The sequence below is a fragment of the Streptomyces sp. NPDC004134 genome, from assembly GCF_042874195.1.
Classification (GTDB): Bacteria; Actinomycetota; Actinomycetes; order Streptomycetales; family Streptomycetaceae; genus Streptomyces.
In genome coordinates this window covers 1-13,812 of the sequence record NZ_JBIAMS010000011.1, presented here as the reverse complement: position 1 = coordinate 13,812, position 13,812 = coordinate 1, and the positions used below count along the sequence as shown (strand labels likewise).

Here is a 13,812-nt window from a genome sequence, read left to right as displayed (position 1 = left end):
CCGCCCGCGAAGCGGGCGGGGGCCGCCTGCCCGGCGCCCTCGGGCCGGGCGACGCGCACCGGCGGTCAAGCCCCTCCCCACGGGACGCCTCGCGCCGACTCCGGTGCCGCGCCGGGCAATCGGTGAAGCCCCCCGTCACCCCACCGGCACCCTCTCCCTTCCCCGGCTACGCCACCGCCCCGTCCGGCCCGTAGCCCCTCTTCGGCACCGGCTCCGCCGTCGCCGTGTCCGGCAGCGGGGCCGAGCCCGCGTCGCGGGTCTGGCGAGCGAGCCACTGGCGGTAGCCCTCCGCCCGCTCCGCGTGCCAGCCCGCCTGGCCGCGGTGCAGGTCCCACGCGCCGGCCGACGCCACGTCCCCGTACCGCTCGGCTATCGCCACCGCCAGCCGGACCGCCGCCAGCGCGTCCTCCGCGGCGTCGTGCGCGCGGCCGAGCACCACCCCGTACTCCACACAGACCGCCTCCAGCGTCCTCTTGCCCTCCCGGAACGGGTCCACCGTCCGGTCCATCGCATACGGATCGATCACCGGGCCCTCCTCCCCGCCGCCCAGCCGCTCGCGCATCGACGCGAGCCCGTGGCGGCGCAACTCCGCCGCCAGCAGCGTCAGATCGAACGTCGCGTTGTACGCGACGACCGGCACGCCGCGCTTCCAGTGCGCCGCCAGCACGTCCGCCACCTCGTCCGCGACCGCCGCCGCAGGACGGCCGTGGGCCGTCGCCCGCTCGTCGGTGATCCCGTGGATCGCGGTCGTCTCCGGCGGCACCGGGACACCCGGGTCGGCCAGCCACTCCCGCCGGCGCGCCGGGACGCCGTGAACGGCCTCCACGACGGCGGCGGAGACGATCCGCGCCTCCCCCGGGTCCGTCCCGGTCGTTTCCAGGTCGAAGCCGACCAGCAGCTCCCCGTACCACCCCATGGGCGCCCTCCCTGCTCCGTGGCCAGTGACTCCACACTCTCACCCGCCACTGACATACCGGACCTGCAGATTCCGGATATCGGGGAGCACTCAAGGCGCGTAGACAAGAGACGTGTACAAGTGGCGCGGAGGGGGTGTGAGGGCGCGGAGGAGGGCGTGGACGTTGCGCGCGGCGGCCGTCAGGAGACCGGGCGCGCGTCCGTCCAGAAGCTCTCGAACTCCTCCCGGTACACCTCGAAGAGCCCCGGCTCGCCGCCGCCCTCCCCGTGCACCAGCTCACGCCGCGCCGCCCGCAGCACCAGCGCGGGCGCCTCCGCGCCGCGCGCCCGCCGCAGGTACGTCTGCACCACGCCGAGCCCGTCCGGTCGGTCGCCGTTGATCAGGTACGCCGTGAACCGCGGCGTCTCGTCGAAGACCCGGATGTCGAACGACCCCGCGACGTCCCCGCCGCTCTGCGGGCGCAGCCGGGACCGCACGCGGCGCATGTGGATGATGTTCGTCTCCACCGCCCGCGCCAGCTCGCCCCGTTTCATGCCCAGTTCGCGCTCCCGGCGGCGCACCGTGCTGCTCGCCGGGTTGAGGAAGAGCAGCCGGATCCGGCAGCCGCCCTCCGCGAGCCGGCCCAGCCGGCGGCCGGAGTAGTTCTGCACCAGCAGGTTGAGCCCGATGCCGATCGCGTCCAGCCGCCGGGCGCCGCCGAAGAGGTCCTCCGCCGGCAGCGCGCGCTGCAGCCCGACCCGGTCGGGGTGGACGCCGACCACGTCCGCGTACCGGTCGCCGACCAGGTCCTCCACCGCGTCGACCGGCAGCCGGTCCGCGGACGGCGGCTGGTCGTCGGCGCCGAGGAGGCGCAGCAGCCGGCTCGCCGCGCGCTCGGCCTGGGCCAGCACGGTGCCGGAGAGCGCGCGGTTGCGGGAGACGACGTTGCGGGCGACCTCCAGCTCGTCGAGCGCCAGTTCCAGGTCGCGGCGGTCGTCGAGGTACGGCTCGAAGCACGGCCAGTGCTGCACCATCAGCTCGCGCAACTGCGGCAGCGTCAGGAAGCTGATGACGTTGTCGTCGGCGGGGTCCAGCAGGTAGCCCTTGCGCCGGCTGACCTCCCGCACCGCGACGGCCCGCTGCACCCACTCCTGGCCCGCGGGCCCCGCCGCGGCGACGACCCACTCCTCGCCGTGCACCGGCTCGTAGACGGGGCGCAGCACCGAGGCGACGACGGAGCGCAGCCGCTGCTCGACCACGTTCAGCCAGATGTACGCCCGGCCCGCGCGCGCCGCGCGGGTGCGTACCTCGTCCCAGTCGTCCTGGCCCCAGCCGATCTCCGCGCCGATCTCCATCGGCCGGGCCAGCGACACCGTCCCGGGCGGCGGTGGCGCGCCCGGCGGCGGCTCGGTCGAGCCGCCACCCCCGCGGCCCTCATCCTCGGGACCGCCTGCCGGGGGCAGCTCAAGACCGCCCGCACCCACGCCCGTACCGCCTTCCGCGCCCAGCTCCACGATCACGGCAGCGTACTGCCACGATCCCCGGGGCGCATCCTGATCGAGCCAGGGGTAACCCAACTGCCGTGCCCTGTTCCGCGGTTGTCACCCGGGTGGGCGGCGAACGACCCGCGAACGGTCCGCGGACGACCGCCAAGTGCCCCCCGGAGGGCCCGCGGACGACCCTCCGGCGGTCTGCCGCGCCGCTTACGCCCCGCCGCCGGGCGGTACTTGGGCGGTCGCCGGCCGCCCGCCCCACAGCACGCCCGCGAGCAGCCCGGCGATGTTCCAGGCGTCGTCCGCGCCGCGGTGGTGGGTGCCCTCCAGCTCCCGGCCCGCGTGCGCCAGGGCCTCGGCCATCCCCAGCTCGCGGCCGAGGCCGTGGGCGAGCGCGTAGAGCGTCTTGGCGTTCACGTGCCGCCTGCCGAAGGGGTACGCGACCTCCCCGGCCGCGCACTGCCGCTCGAACTGCCGCCGGTCGTAGTCCCCCCAGCTCGCCCACACCCGCTGCCGCGCGCCGTGCTCGTGCCGCAGCAGCGCGCACGCCTCGGCGAACGGGACGCCGGCCGCGACCTGTTCGGGGGTGAGCGTGGTCAGCCGAGTGCAGAAGTCGCTCACCTCGGAGCGCTCGGGGCGGACCAGCACCGAACGCCGCGAGAGCCGCTGCCCGGTCTGCACGTCCAGCTCGCAGAGCCCGATCTCGATGATCTCCGGGCTCATCCCGGCCGGGGGCGGGCCCTCCCAGCAGGTGGCTTCGACGTCGACGACGAGGACGCGGTCGAGGAGTTGCGTGGTCATGCGGACCAGCCAAGCACGCGCCGACCGTGCGCCGCGCGGCCTTTTCGGGCGGCGGGGGGCGGCGCCGGAGAGCGCCGCCGCCGCTTCCATCGCGGCGTGTTATGGGAAGTTGTGATTACCGCGAACTCCCGGTTTCCGGAATCCTGACGGCTGGTACTTCCCTGGCCCCTCCACGCGCGGGCCCACCCAGCCCGCGTGCCTGAAGGAAACGAGGAACCTTGCGAATAACCAGGACACTCCCCACACTCGTCGCCGCGCTGCTGGCCGCCCTCACCTTCGGCACCACCGCAGTCGCCGCGGACCACATGTCCGCCCGCGGCGCCGACGCCCCCGCGGCCGCCCAGGCCCGTACGCCCGAAGGGCCGCCGTCCACGAAGATCATCGGCGGCGGCTACGCCCAGAGCGGCCCCTGGGCCGCGCGGCTGTTCTCCAACGGCCGCCAGACGTGCAGCGCGTCGATCATCGCGCCCACCTGGATCCTCACCGCCAAGCACTGCGTCAGCGGCGGCGGGCTCTCCTTCCGTATCGGCAGCCTCGACCAGACCAGCGGCGGCACCCTCGCCAACGGCGTGCAGACCTACACCCACTCCTCCGACCTGGCGCTGGTCCGGATCGACCGGTCCGTCTCCACCACGTACGCCACGCTCGGCCAGCCCGGGTCCGTGACGGTCGGCCAGAACGTCCAGGTCTACGGCTGGGGCGCCACCTCGCAGTGCGGCTCCGAGATCAACTGCCAGTCCCAGTACCTGAAGGTCGCCAACGTCACCGTCACCGGCGGCTGCAGCGACGCCTACGGCGGCAACGCCATCTGCGCCCGGCGCGGCGACGGCATCACGGCCGGCGGCGACTCCGGCGGTCCGATGATGGCGAACGGCGCCCAGGTCGGCGTCGCGTCCACCAGCGACCGGCAGACCACCACCGCGTACACGAACGTCACGCGGTACCGCTCCTGGATCCAGTCCATCGCCGGTGTCTGAGGCCCACCCGCCGCACGGCACCTGAAGCCGGGCGGATGCACCCGGTCCGTACGCCGGCACGCCCGGACCGGGCGCATCCGTCCACTCCCCGCCCACCTGCCCCGCCTGTCCCGCCTGACTGCGCGCGGGGCGGGTGGGCGGACCCCTTCGTGGGGACGGCCACCTCCTCCCCGGCCCCCCACCGTGCGGTGCTCCGCCGCGGACATCCCGGCCGCGGCGGGGTGCCGCTTTGTCCAACTGCCGATCTCTTGCCGCGTTCCGGTCCCGGACGGAAGACTGAGCGGCATGACCGCATGGAACGACCGGTTCGACCTGAGTGACGCCAGGTGGCGCAAGACGAGTTACAGCGACCGTACGGGGACCGCCTGCCTGGAGGTCGCGGACGGCTTCCACCCCGCCCTGGTCCCGGTGCGCGACAGCAAGGACCCGCACGGCCCGGCGCTGGTCTTCACCGCGACCGCCTGGGAGGCGTTCGTGGCCGGCGTGAAGTCGGGGGACTTCGAGGCGTAGCGCGGCGGGAGGCACGCGGACGGCCGCCGGCGGGGAGCGCACGGGCGGACGCCCGGCGGGAGCGCAGGGCAGGACACCCGGCAGCCGGCGCGCGGCGGGTAGCGTGCGTGGGATGAACGACCGCGCGCACCCCCCCGATCTCCCCCCGGCCCTCTTCCCGCCCGACCTGCCGGTCCTCGGCGAGATGCGCGTGCACGCCTCGGGACGCGCCTGGCTGGCGGAACTGCCGGACCTGGTGGAGAAGTTGCGTGCGCGCTGGTCGCTGCGGCTCGGCGCCCCGTTCAGGGGCGGAAGCTGCTCCTGGGTGGCCCCCGCACGGCTGCCGGACGGCAGGGACGCGGTGTTCAAGGTGACGTGGCCGCACCGCGAGGCCGCCGGCGAGGCCGAGGGACTGCGGATCTGGGACGGCCGCGGCGCCGTGCGTCTCCTGGCCCACGACCCCGGTCACTACGCCCTGCTCCTGGAGCGCTGCAAGCCGGGCACCGAACTCGGCACGGCCGGCGAGCTGGGCGCCGAACACCGGCTGCGGCTCGGCGCGGAGGTGCTGCGCGAGCTGTGGAGCGCCCCGGTGCCGCGGGACTGCGGACTGGAGCGGGTCGCGGACGTCTGCGCCGAGTGGGCCGACCTCCTGGAGGAGCGGATGGAGCGGCTGCGCCCCGGCTACGACGCGGGACTCGTCGCGCACGGCGCGCGGCTGCTGCGCGAACTGCCGGGCGGCGCCCGGCGCGAGGTGGTCGTCCACGGCGACTTCAACCCCGGCAACATCCTCGCCGCGGGCCGCCGCCCCTGGCTGGCCATCGACGCCAAGCCGATGACCGGCGACCCGGGCTACGACCCCTTCCCCCTGCTGGAGCAGATCGACCACCCCTTCGCCACGGCCGACCCGGCGCGCACGGTCGCCGCCCGGCTGGCGCTGCTCGCCGGCGAGTTGGGCGAGGACGGCGGGCGGCTCGCGGCGTGGGCGGTTGCCCGGCGGGTGGAGGCGGCGCTGTGGAGCGCGGAGCACGGGGACGTGGCGGGCGGGGCCGGGGTGCTGGGCGAGGCGCGGCTGCTGGCGGAGATCGCGGGGGTGTAGTCGGTACGGGCCCGGGGGTGCATCGCCGCGTACGGCGGGCCCGTAGCGGCGCACCCCGTCGGCGGCACGCTTCGGCCCAGCAGGCCCAGCAGGCCCGGCAGGCCCGGCAGGCCCGCCGGGCCCGAACCGCCCTACGCCAGCGGTGCGTTCGGTCCGTCCGGGCGGCCGCGGCGGCCCTCCAGCACGGCAAGCGACAGCTCGGCGGCCCGGTCGTCGTCCAGCCGCCGGCAGCCCTCCGCGGTGACGGTGTAGACGAGCGGGTAGATCCGGCGGGTGGCGTCGGGGCCGCCGGTGGCGCTGTCGTCCTCGGCCGCGTCGTAGAGCGCCTGCACGGCCATCGTCACGGCGTCGTCCCGGCTCATGCCCTCGCGGTACAGCTTCTTCAGCGCCCCGCGCGCGTACACGGAGCCCGAGCCCGTCCCCCCGAAGCCCTTCTCCTCCGCGCGCCCGCCGGTGATGTCGTACGAGTAGATCCGCGCGGTCCCGCTGCGCGGGTCGTACCCGGCGAAGAGCGGCACGACGGCGAGGCCCTGCATGGCGGGGCCGAGGTTGTCGCGGATGAGGGTGCCGAGGCGGTTGGCCTTGCCCTCCAGGGAGAGGGGCACGGTCTCGATCTTCTCGTAGTGCTCCAGCTCCAGGCGCAGCAGCCGGACCATCTCCTCGGCCATGCCGGTGGAACCCGCGATGCCGACCGCGGAGAACTCGTCGGCCGGGAAGACCTTCTCGAAGTCCCGGTGCGCGATCATGCCGTTGCCCAGCGTGACACGGCGGTCGGCGGCGAGGAGGACGCCGTCGGCGTAGGAGGCGGCGACGATGGTGGTGCCGTGGGGGATGTCGACCGCGGCCCCCTCGGTGCCGGCGGCGGTGCCGGGGAGCCGGCGGTTGGCGGGGAGCTGCTCCGGGGCGTGGGCGGCGAGGAAGTCCACGAACGACGACGAGCCGGGGGTGAGGAATTCGGGCGGCAGGTGCTCCACGGCGGTTCCCTTCGTCGACTCTTCGATCCGTCCGGCCGTTCGGGCCCGGCCGCCCGCGACGGCCGCGTCCGCGGCCTGGCGCGTCCCGCTCAGGCACCGTCCGACCCTACCCGTACCCCCGCGGGAGCAGGCGGGGACCGCATTCTGCGCCCGCGACCTGAGCTTCGCGCAGTGTTCATCTCACGTCTGCCACGTGGCCAAACCGGGCGTCGGCGGCTGCGGAACAGTCGCACCCTGTTCGCACGAACCGGGAGCACGATGAAGAGTCCGCGATCCAGACCGTCCCGCCGGGCGCGGGCAGAACAGGCGCTCGCGCTCGCGGAGTGCGCCCGCGTGTGCACCGGATACCTGGCCGGGCTGACGGCCGAGGAGGACGCCGCGGATCCGCCGCCGCCCAGCGTGGGCCCGGGGCCCGCCCGTACGGCACTGGTGGCGGCGCTCGGCGAGCTGCTCGGCACCGCACCGCCGCCGCGCCGCGAGCCGGTCGGCGCGGAGCTGTTCGACACCCTGCTGCGGGCCGGTGACCGGGCGGTCGAGACGGGCGGCGAGCGGGAGTTGCTGCTGGCGGTGGAGCTGGCGGCCACCGGTGTCTCGCTGCGCGCGAAGTCCCGCGCCGCGTGGCGGCTGCGGGCGCAGGCCCTGGACGCGCTGGGCCACGCGGCGGCGGCGACGGAGGCGTACGACCGGACGCTGGCGCTGGGCAGCACGCACCCGGAGACGCCGGTGCTGCTGTCGATGGCCCGCGAGAAGCGCGCGTGCCTGGTGACGGCGGTGGGGCTCTTCCCTGCGGACACGGCCGGGGGCCGGGAGACCGGCGGGGGCCCGGAGACCGGCGGCGGGCCGGAAGCCGGGGCCACGGCCGCCGTCCCCGTCGCCGGGCCGGCGTTCGCCGCGGCCGTCGGGGCCGAGGCGATGCCCGGGGTGGTGCGGGAGGCGTTCACCGCGTACGTCACCGAGCAGATGGGCCGGTACGGGGCCGGGGACGCGCGGGTGCGCGAACTGGCCGGGGCGTACGGGACGTACTGCCGGATCCTCGACCAGGGCCGCATGGCCGATCCGCTGCTCGCGGGCGCCCGCCCCGTCGGCGTCGCCGACTTCCGCGGCCTCGTCGCCGGGAAGACCGCCTGCGTCGTCGTCGGGCCCGGCCGGTTCGAGGAGGCCGGCGACTACGAACTCGTCGTCCGCTGCGACGACTTCCGCGGCGGCGAACGCGCCGACGTGCACGCCGTCGCCGATCCGGCCTGCGAGTCGTGGCACCGGCCCGCCGGCGTCCGGCTGCTCTTCGCCGACCCCGGCGAGACCTGGCGGGAGACGGTCAGGCGCGCGGTGCCCGGCGCGCAGGACGGGCTCGGCGACGCGTCGCTGCGCCGCCCGCTGCAGGACCCGGCGCTGCTCGGCGACGGCGGCTGGGGGCCGGAGACCAGCGCCGCGTTCACCGTGCTGCGGCTGCTGGACCACCTCGACGTCAGCCCGCGGCTCGACGTCCACGGCGCCGGCCGGCTGCGGCCGGAGGAGCGCCGCTGGATCACGTCCCGGGCGAAGGACCGTACGAAGACGAGGACCGCCCTGCGATGATCCCTTCCGCCCCCCGCTCCCCCGCCGCCGCCCCGGCGTCCTTCGCCCCCCGCGAGATACCCGGCCCGGTCCCGCCCCTGCCGGCCGGGGCCGCCCGCCCCGCACCGGCCGCGGCGGCGGCCGCCCGCCGCGCGCCCCGCGTCGCCTTCGTCTGCCGGGCCGACGCCGCCGACCCCGGGCACGCCGCCGGGCTGCCCGACCTGCTCCGCAGCCTCGCCCTCGCCAACCCCGGCGTCTGCGAGGACTTCCTGCTCCGCCACGACGGCCTGCCCGACGACGTCCTGGCCGCGGCCCGCCGGCTGCACCCCCGGATCGTCGAACTCCCCGCCGGGGGCGGCGAGGCGGGGGCCGCCCCCGGCGCGTACGACGACCTCACCGGCGCGTACGACGACCTCATAGAACTGCACCCCCGCTGGCTCGTGGCCGCCGACCTCGCCGTCCTGCGCGACCCGTCCGACGAGACCCGCGCCCGCTACGCGCTGACGGACGAGCGGTTCTGGCGCGCGTACTGCACCCTGCCCGCCCACCGCCAGCACCCCGACCTGCTCCTCCACTACGGCCCGCCGCTGCTGCGGCTGCGCCCCACCACCGACCTCGCCCGCCGCACCGCACTCGGGCTGCGCGCGATCGGCGCGTACGAGGAGGCCGTGGAGGCCCTGTCCGCCGCCCGCTCGCAGGCCAACCAGCCGCGCTTCCACGACGCGATGGGCACCGCGCTCATGGCCGTCTCCCGCTACGACGAGGCCGAGACCCACCTGCTGCTCGCCGCCGCGGCCCCCGAGCTGGCGCCGAAGGCGTTCAGCCAGCTCGCCCGGCTCGCCTGGCTGCGCGGCGACGAGGAGCGGTCCAGGGCGTACGCGCGCGAGGGCCTGGACGCCGAGCCGACCAACCGCACCTGCAAGGCGCTGCTCCAGGGCGGCTACGGGCTGCCGGAGTTCGCGGCGCACCGCGGGGAGGCGTCGGTCGTCTCCACGCAGCTCGCGCACGCCGCCGCGTACGCCACCGGCCAGGAGAACGCCGGCGACAAGATCCTCCCCGAGGCCGTCCGGCTCTGCTTCGGCCAGGACGCCTCCGCGCGCCGGTGGCACCCGGTCCCCGTGCACCGGCTGTTCGACGAGGAGGCGCTGGCGGAGGTCAACGCGCGCCGCGGGCTGGTCGTCGGCGGCGGCGGGCTCTTCCTGCCGGACACCTGGCCGAACGGCAACAGCGCGTGGCAGTGGAACGTACCGGACGCTCTGCTGGCCCGGATCGACGTGCCGCTGGCGGTCTTCGCCGTCGGCTACAACGTCTTTCCCGGCCAGTCCTACCGCCGCAGCCGCTTCCGGGAGAGCCTGGCGGCGCTGGTGGAGCGGTCGGCGTTCTTCGGGCTGCGCAACCGCGGCTCGGTGGAGCGGGTGCGCGAGCTGCTGCCGGAGCGGCTGCGCGACCGGGTCGCGTACCAGCCCTGCCCCACGACCCTGACCCGGCTGCTGCAGCCGGGCTGGGACGGCTCCGAGGTGGAGCGCGCGGACACGGTGCTGGTCAACTGCGCGTACGACAGGGCGGGGATGCGCTTCGGCGACGGCTATCCGCGGTTCCTGGACGCGATGGCGCGGACGGTGCGCGCGCTGCGCGGGCGCGTGGACGTGCGGGTGGCGGCGCATATGACGGCGGACGAGCAGTTCGCGCACGACCTGCGCCGGGAGCACGGGATCGCGCTGCCCGTGGACGCGCTGTACGACCTCGGGAACGACGAGATCCGCGCGGCGTACCGGCGGACGCGGCTGGTGATCGGGATGCGCGGGCACGCGGGGATGATCCCGTTCGGGTGCGGCACGCCGGTGCTGAGCCTGGTGTCGCACCCGAAGCTGGCCTACTTCCTGGCCGACATCGAGCGCCCGGAGTGGGGCGTGCGGGTGGACGACGAGCGGCTGGCGGAGGTGCTGCTGGAGCGGGCGGAGGCGGTGCTCGACGACCACGGCGCGGCGGTGGCGGACGTGCTGGACCGGCAGCGGGTGCTGTGGAAGGTGACGCGGGAGAACCTGGCGGGGCTGCGGCCGGCGCTGGGGCTGCAGGGGGAAACGCCGTAGGCGCATGGCGTACGGCCCGGTTAGATTCCGGGCATGAGGATACGTACAGGAGGCCCCGCCGACGTCCCCGCCATGCTCGCGCTGCTCGACGGTGCGGTGGCGTGGCTGACGAGTCAGGGGCGGACCGACCAGTGGGGCACGGAGGCGTTCTCCGGCCTGCCCGAGCGGGTGGCGCAGATGGAGAAGTACGCGCGCGACTTCCTCGTGCGGGTGGCGGAGACGCCGGAGGGCGGGGTCGCGGGGGTGTGCGTGCTCGCGGACGAGCCGCAGTCGTTCGTACCGGCGGCCGGGGAGCCGGAGTTGTACGTCCGGCTGCTGGTGACGGACCGGGCGCTGCGCGGCGCCGGGGTGGGCGCGGCGCTGGTGGCGGACGCGCGGGCGGAGGCGGTGCGGCGGGGCGTGGGGCTGCTGCGGGTGGACTGCTTCGGCGGCGGTGACGGGGCGCTGGCGCGGCAGTACGAGCGGCTGGGGTTCACGCCGAGCGGGACGTTCGCGGTGGAGCGGCCGGGGCGGCCGGTGTGGCCGGGGCGGCTGCTGGAGATCCGCCTTTGAGGCGTTCGTTCCCCTTGATGCGGCCCGGGCGGAACAGACATTCGGTGGCGACTTGGGAAACTTGTTCGATGCCGTGTTGAAGAAGTGACCCATGGGTCAGTACCGTCCGTGTGCGTGGATGCAAACGAGCGAATCCGGGCGAGTTTTGCCCGAGTTGAGCGCAGAGCCGATCATGTCGCCAAGTACTTCTATTCGCATCTGTTTGCCCGCAATCCGGGGGTCCGCGCGCTGTTTCCCGCGGACATGTCCGAGCAGCGTGACCGCCTCTTCGCCGCCCTCACCCACGTCGTGCAGCGCCTCGACGACCCGGACCTGCCCCGCTACCTCGCGACGCTGGGACGCGACCACCGCAAGTTCGACGCCCGCCCGGAGCACTACGCGGCGGTGGGCGAGAGCCTGATCGCGGCGCTGCGCTTCGGGCTGCCGAACACCTGGGACGAGGAGACGGAGCAGGCGTGGCTCGGCGCGTACAAGATCCTCTCCGAGGCGATGATCGGCGGCAGTGAGGAGGCCGACAAGCAGCAGGCGCCGCGCTGGTGGGACTGCCGGGTGGTGGCCCGCCACGAGGCCGCGCCGGGCGTCACGGTGCTCACCCTTCTCCCGGACCAGGCGCTGCCGTACGCCGCGGGGCAGTTCGTCAGCGTCTCCACGCCGAAGGTGCCGCGGGTGTGGCGCCCGTACTCCATAGGCTGCGCCCCGCGCGCCGACCGCACGATCGACCTGCACGTCAGCAGGGTCGACGGCGGCCTGCTGAGCCCGGTGTTAGTGGATCGGACGGTCCCCGGCGACACCCTCCGGCTGGGCGCGCCGGCGGGCACGGCGGTGCTCCCGAAGCGCGCGGGGCAGCCGGTGACCTTCATCGCGGCGGGCACGGGCTGGGCCCCGATGCGCGCCCTGCTGGAGGACATGGTGCGCCGCTGGACCCCGACGACGGCCCGGCTGTTCCTGGTCGCCCGCAGCCCCGCGCACCTCTACGACCCGGAGGCCGTGGACGCGCTGCGGAAGCACCACTCGTGGGTGGACATCACGGTGATCACCCCGGAAGGCATGGAACGCCAGGGCGCAACGGCCCGCCACCTGGAGAGGGCCCTCTCGGCGCACAGGGACTGGCAGAAGCACCGGGTGTACGTGTCGGGACCCGCGCAGTTCATTGCGGACGTACGGGAGTTGATGAGGGGGTACGGAACGCCACCGGACCAGATCGCCCACGACCACGTACCGCCGCCGGAACGGGGCGGGCGGGAGCCGGGGCACTCGTCGTGGTTCTTGCACCCGTCGCAACCGCAATGGATCAACCCGGCGGACCGCTGAGGGCGGGAGGGTAGTCCGGGGGCACATGCGACTTCGCGAGTGCCAAGGGCGGGGGGGCGGAGCGGGGTTGGGGCGGGGCTGGGGCTGTTGGGTCCGCTGGTGCGGCTGGGTCGGCTGAGGCGGACGGGGCGGCCGGGGGTGCGGTGGGGCGGGGCGGGCTGGTGGCCAGGTCTGGCCCCGCGCACGCGGGCGCCGAGCGACGGGGGCGGCGAGGGCCGGGGGCGGCGAGCGACGGGGGCGGCGAGGGCCGGCCGCCGGACGGACCGGCCGGCGGGTAGCACCGGGCGCGGGGGGCGGAAGCCGGCGCCGAGGGGCGGAAGCCGTGGCCGGGGAGGCGGAAGCCGTGGCCGGGGAGGCGGGAGTCGACACCGGGGGCGCGGAAGACGGACTCGGGGGCGGAAGTCGGCACCGGGGAGGGGGGAGACGGCGCCCGGGGACGGAAGTCGGCACCGGGGGACGGGAGTCGGCAGCGGGGGGGGCGGGAGTCGGCAGCGGGCTACGCACGTTCGCGCGGCGTCCCGGCACCGGGGGCGGCGGCGCGGTAGTCGCCGGCTGTCGCCGCCGGGCTGCCCGGCGTCGTGGGGAGGGAGGGCGTCAGGGTGGGCGGTCTCGTATACGAACGGCCCTACGTGGGTTTTTGAGCATCGGGCCCCACCGGCCCGGCAGCCGCCTCCCCGAAGAGCCCGGCTCCGGGCGCAGCGGCGATCACACGCAACACCCGGCGCCCGCCAGGACCCAGCACCGCCCCACCCGGGGAAGCACCGCCCAACTCCCAGCCGCACGACGGGCATCCGCCCGGCGACGGCCCGCAGGGGGCGCGGCCGGAACTACCGCAGCGGAGAGATTGAGTCGTAACTCGCGGTAACACCCTCGAATGCGGCCCGAATCGGTGCCCAGGCGCCGACTTTCGCCCACCCAGCCGCACCGCCCCGGGCCATCCGCCCTTCAGGTGGCTGGGAGCGCACGCGGCAGGGATGAACTCGCGGTAACCCACCCCGAAAATCAGCCCAAACCGCCCACCGGACCAGACTTTCGCCCACCTAGCCACGCCAACCACCGCCCAGAACACCCCGATCGAACCCAAGCGAGCCAAACTCCCGGCAGCCCGAGCCGCGAACCCGGACAAACCACCCTCGCAAGCCGACTCTCGCCCATCGACACACACGCAGCCGACTGAGAGCCCACCACCACCGACGGCGGCTCCCGAATGGAGGAATCGAGCCGTAACTCGCGGTAACACCTCCTGCGAGCCGGGGCAAATCGCCTTCACGGGTCGACTTTCGCCCATCGACGCGCACGCGGCCGATTCCGAGACCGACCACTCCCTGCAGCGGCTCACGGATGGAGGGACTGGGTCATAACTTGCGGTAACACCTCCCGCGAGCCGGGGCGAATCGCCCTCACGGGTCGACTTTCGCCCATCGACGCGCACGCGGCCGATTCCGAGACCGACCACTCCCTGCAGCGGCTCACGGATGGAGGGACTGGGCCGTAACTCGCGGTAACACCCCTCGCGAGCCGGGGCGAATCGCCCTCTCGGGTCGACTTTCGCCCATCGGTGGGCACGCGGCCGTGCCGAG

The 13,812-nt window shown here is 75.2% G+C and carries 11 protein-coding genes; 7 read left to right on the top strand and 4 right to left on the bottom strand.

The window, feature by feature from the left end; all coding sequences use genetic code 11:
- Window positions 1-166 precede the first annotated feature (166 nt).
- The 3 genes from ACFYVJ_RS15935 to ACFYVJ_RS15925 form a co-directional block, all read right to left on the bottom strand.
- Window positions 167-916, bottom strand: coding sequence for an exonuclease domain-containing protein (locus ACFYVJ_RS15935; protein ID WP_388891404.1), 750 nt, complete (start codon window positions 914-916; stop codon window positions 167-169).
- A gap of 179 nt (window positions 917-1,095) precedes the next feature.
- Window positions 1,096-2,379 (bottom strand): SAV2148 family HEPN domain-containing protein, encoded by a 1,284-nt coding sequence (locus tag ACFYVJ_RS15930; RefSeq protein ID WP_388891814.1) that lies wholly within the window; start codon window positions 2,377-2,379, stop codon window positions 1,096-1,098.
- Between the two features lie 219 nt (window positions 2,380-2,598).
- On the bottom strand, window positions 2,599-3,189 hold the full coding sequence (locus tag ACFYVJ_RS15925) for an exonuclease domain-containing protein (RefSeq protein WP_388891401.1): 591 nt from the start codon (window positions 3,187-3,189) through the stop codon (window positions 2,599-2,601).
- Between the two features lie 218 nt (window positions 3,190-3,407).
- On the opposite strand from ACFYVJ_RS15925, the gene ACFYVJ_RS15920 reads away from it, so the two are divergent.
- The 3 genes from ACFYVJ_RS15920 to ACFYVJ_RS15910 all read left to right on the top strand — a co-directional run bounded on the left by ACFYVJ_RS15920 (window position 3,408) and on the right by ACFYVJ_RS15910 (window position 5,751).
- A complete protein-coding gene (locus tag ACFYVJ_RS15920; RefSeq protein WP_388891398.1) occupies window positions 3,408-4,166 on the top strand; it encodes a S1 family peptidase in 759 nt (252 codons plus the stop codon).
- 285 nt (window positions 4,167-4,451) lie between these two features.
- Window positions 4,452-4,676: a DUF397 domain-containing protein gene (locus ACFYVJ_RS15915; protein WP_388891395.1), complete on the top strand. Its 225-nt coding sequence runs from the start codon at window positions 4,452-4,454 to the stop codon at window positions 4,674-4,676.
- 112 nt (window positions 4,677-4,788) lie between these two features.
- A complete protein-coding gene (locus tag ACFYVJ_RS15910; protein ID WP_388891392.1) occupies window positions 4,789-5,751 on the top strand; it encodes an aminoglycoside phosphotransferase family protein in 963 nt (320 codons plus the stop codon).
- A gap of 131 nt (window positions 5,752-5,882) precedes the next feature.
- Here the strand turns inward: ACFYVJ_RS15910 and prcB are convergent, their stop codons facing one another.
- Window positions 5,883-6,752, bottom strand: coding sequence for a proteasome subunit beta (prcB, locus tag ACFYVJ_RS15905; RefSeq protein ID WP_388891811.1), 870 nt, complete (start codon window positions 6,750-6,752; stop codon window positions 5,883-5,885).
- Window positions 6,753-6,983: 231 nt separating this feature from the next.
- Here prcB and ACFYVJ_RS15900 point away from each other — a divergent pair, with 231 nt between their 5' ends.
- The 4 genes from ACFYVJ_RS15900 to ACFYVJ_RS15885 all read left to right on the top strand — a co-directional run bounded on the left by ACFYVJ_RS15900 (window position 6,984) and on the right by ACFYVJ_RS15885 (window position 12,232).
- Window positions 6,984-8,300 (top strand): hypothetical protein, encoded by a 1,317-nt coding sequence (locus ACFYVJ_RS15900; protein WP_388891389.1) that lies wholly within the window; start codon window positions 6,984-6,986, stop codon window positions 8,298-8,300.
- Entirely contained in the window at window positions 8,297-10,369 is a 2,073-nt protein-coding gene (locus ACFYVJ_RS15895; protein ID WP_388891386.1) for a polysaccharide pyruvyl transferase family protein, read from the top strand. The genes ACFYVJ_RS15900 and ACFYVJ_RS15895 overlap by 4 nt, the downstream gene beginning before the upstream one ends.
- 96 nt (window positions 10,370-10,465) lie before the next feature.
- Window positions 10,466-10,921: a GNAT family N-acetyltransferase gene (locus tag ACFYVJ_RS15890; RefSeq protein WP_388891808.1), complete on the top strand. Its 456-nt coding sequence runs from the start codon at window positions 10,466-10,468 to the stop codon at window positions 10,919-10,921.
- Between the two features lie 84 nt (window positions 10,922-11,005).
- Complete coding sequence (locus tag ACFYVJ_RS15885) at window positions 11,006-12,232, top strand: globin domain-containing protein (protein ID WP_388891383.1); 1,227 nt, start codon at window positions 11,006-11,008, stop codon at window positions 12,230-12,232.
- Window positions 12,233-13,812 lie beyond the last annotated feature (1,580 nt).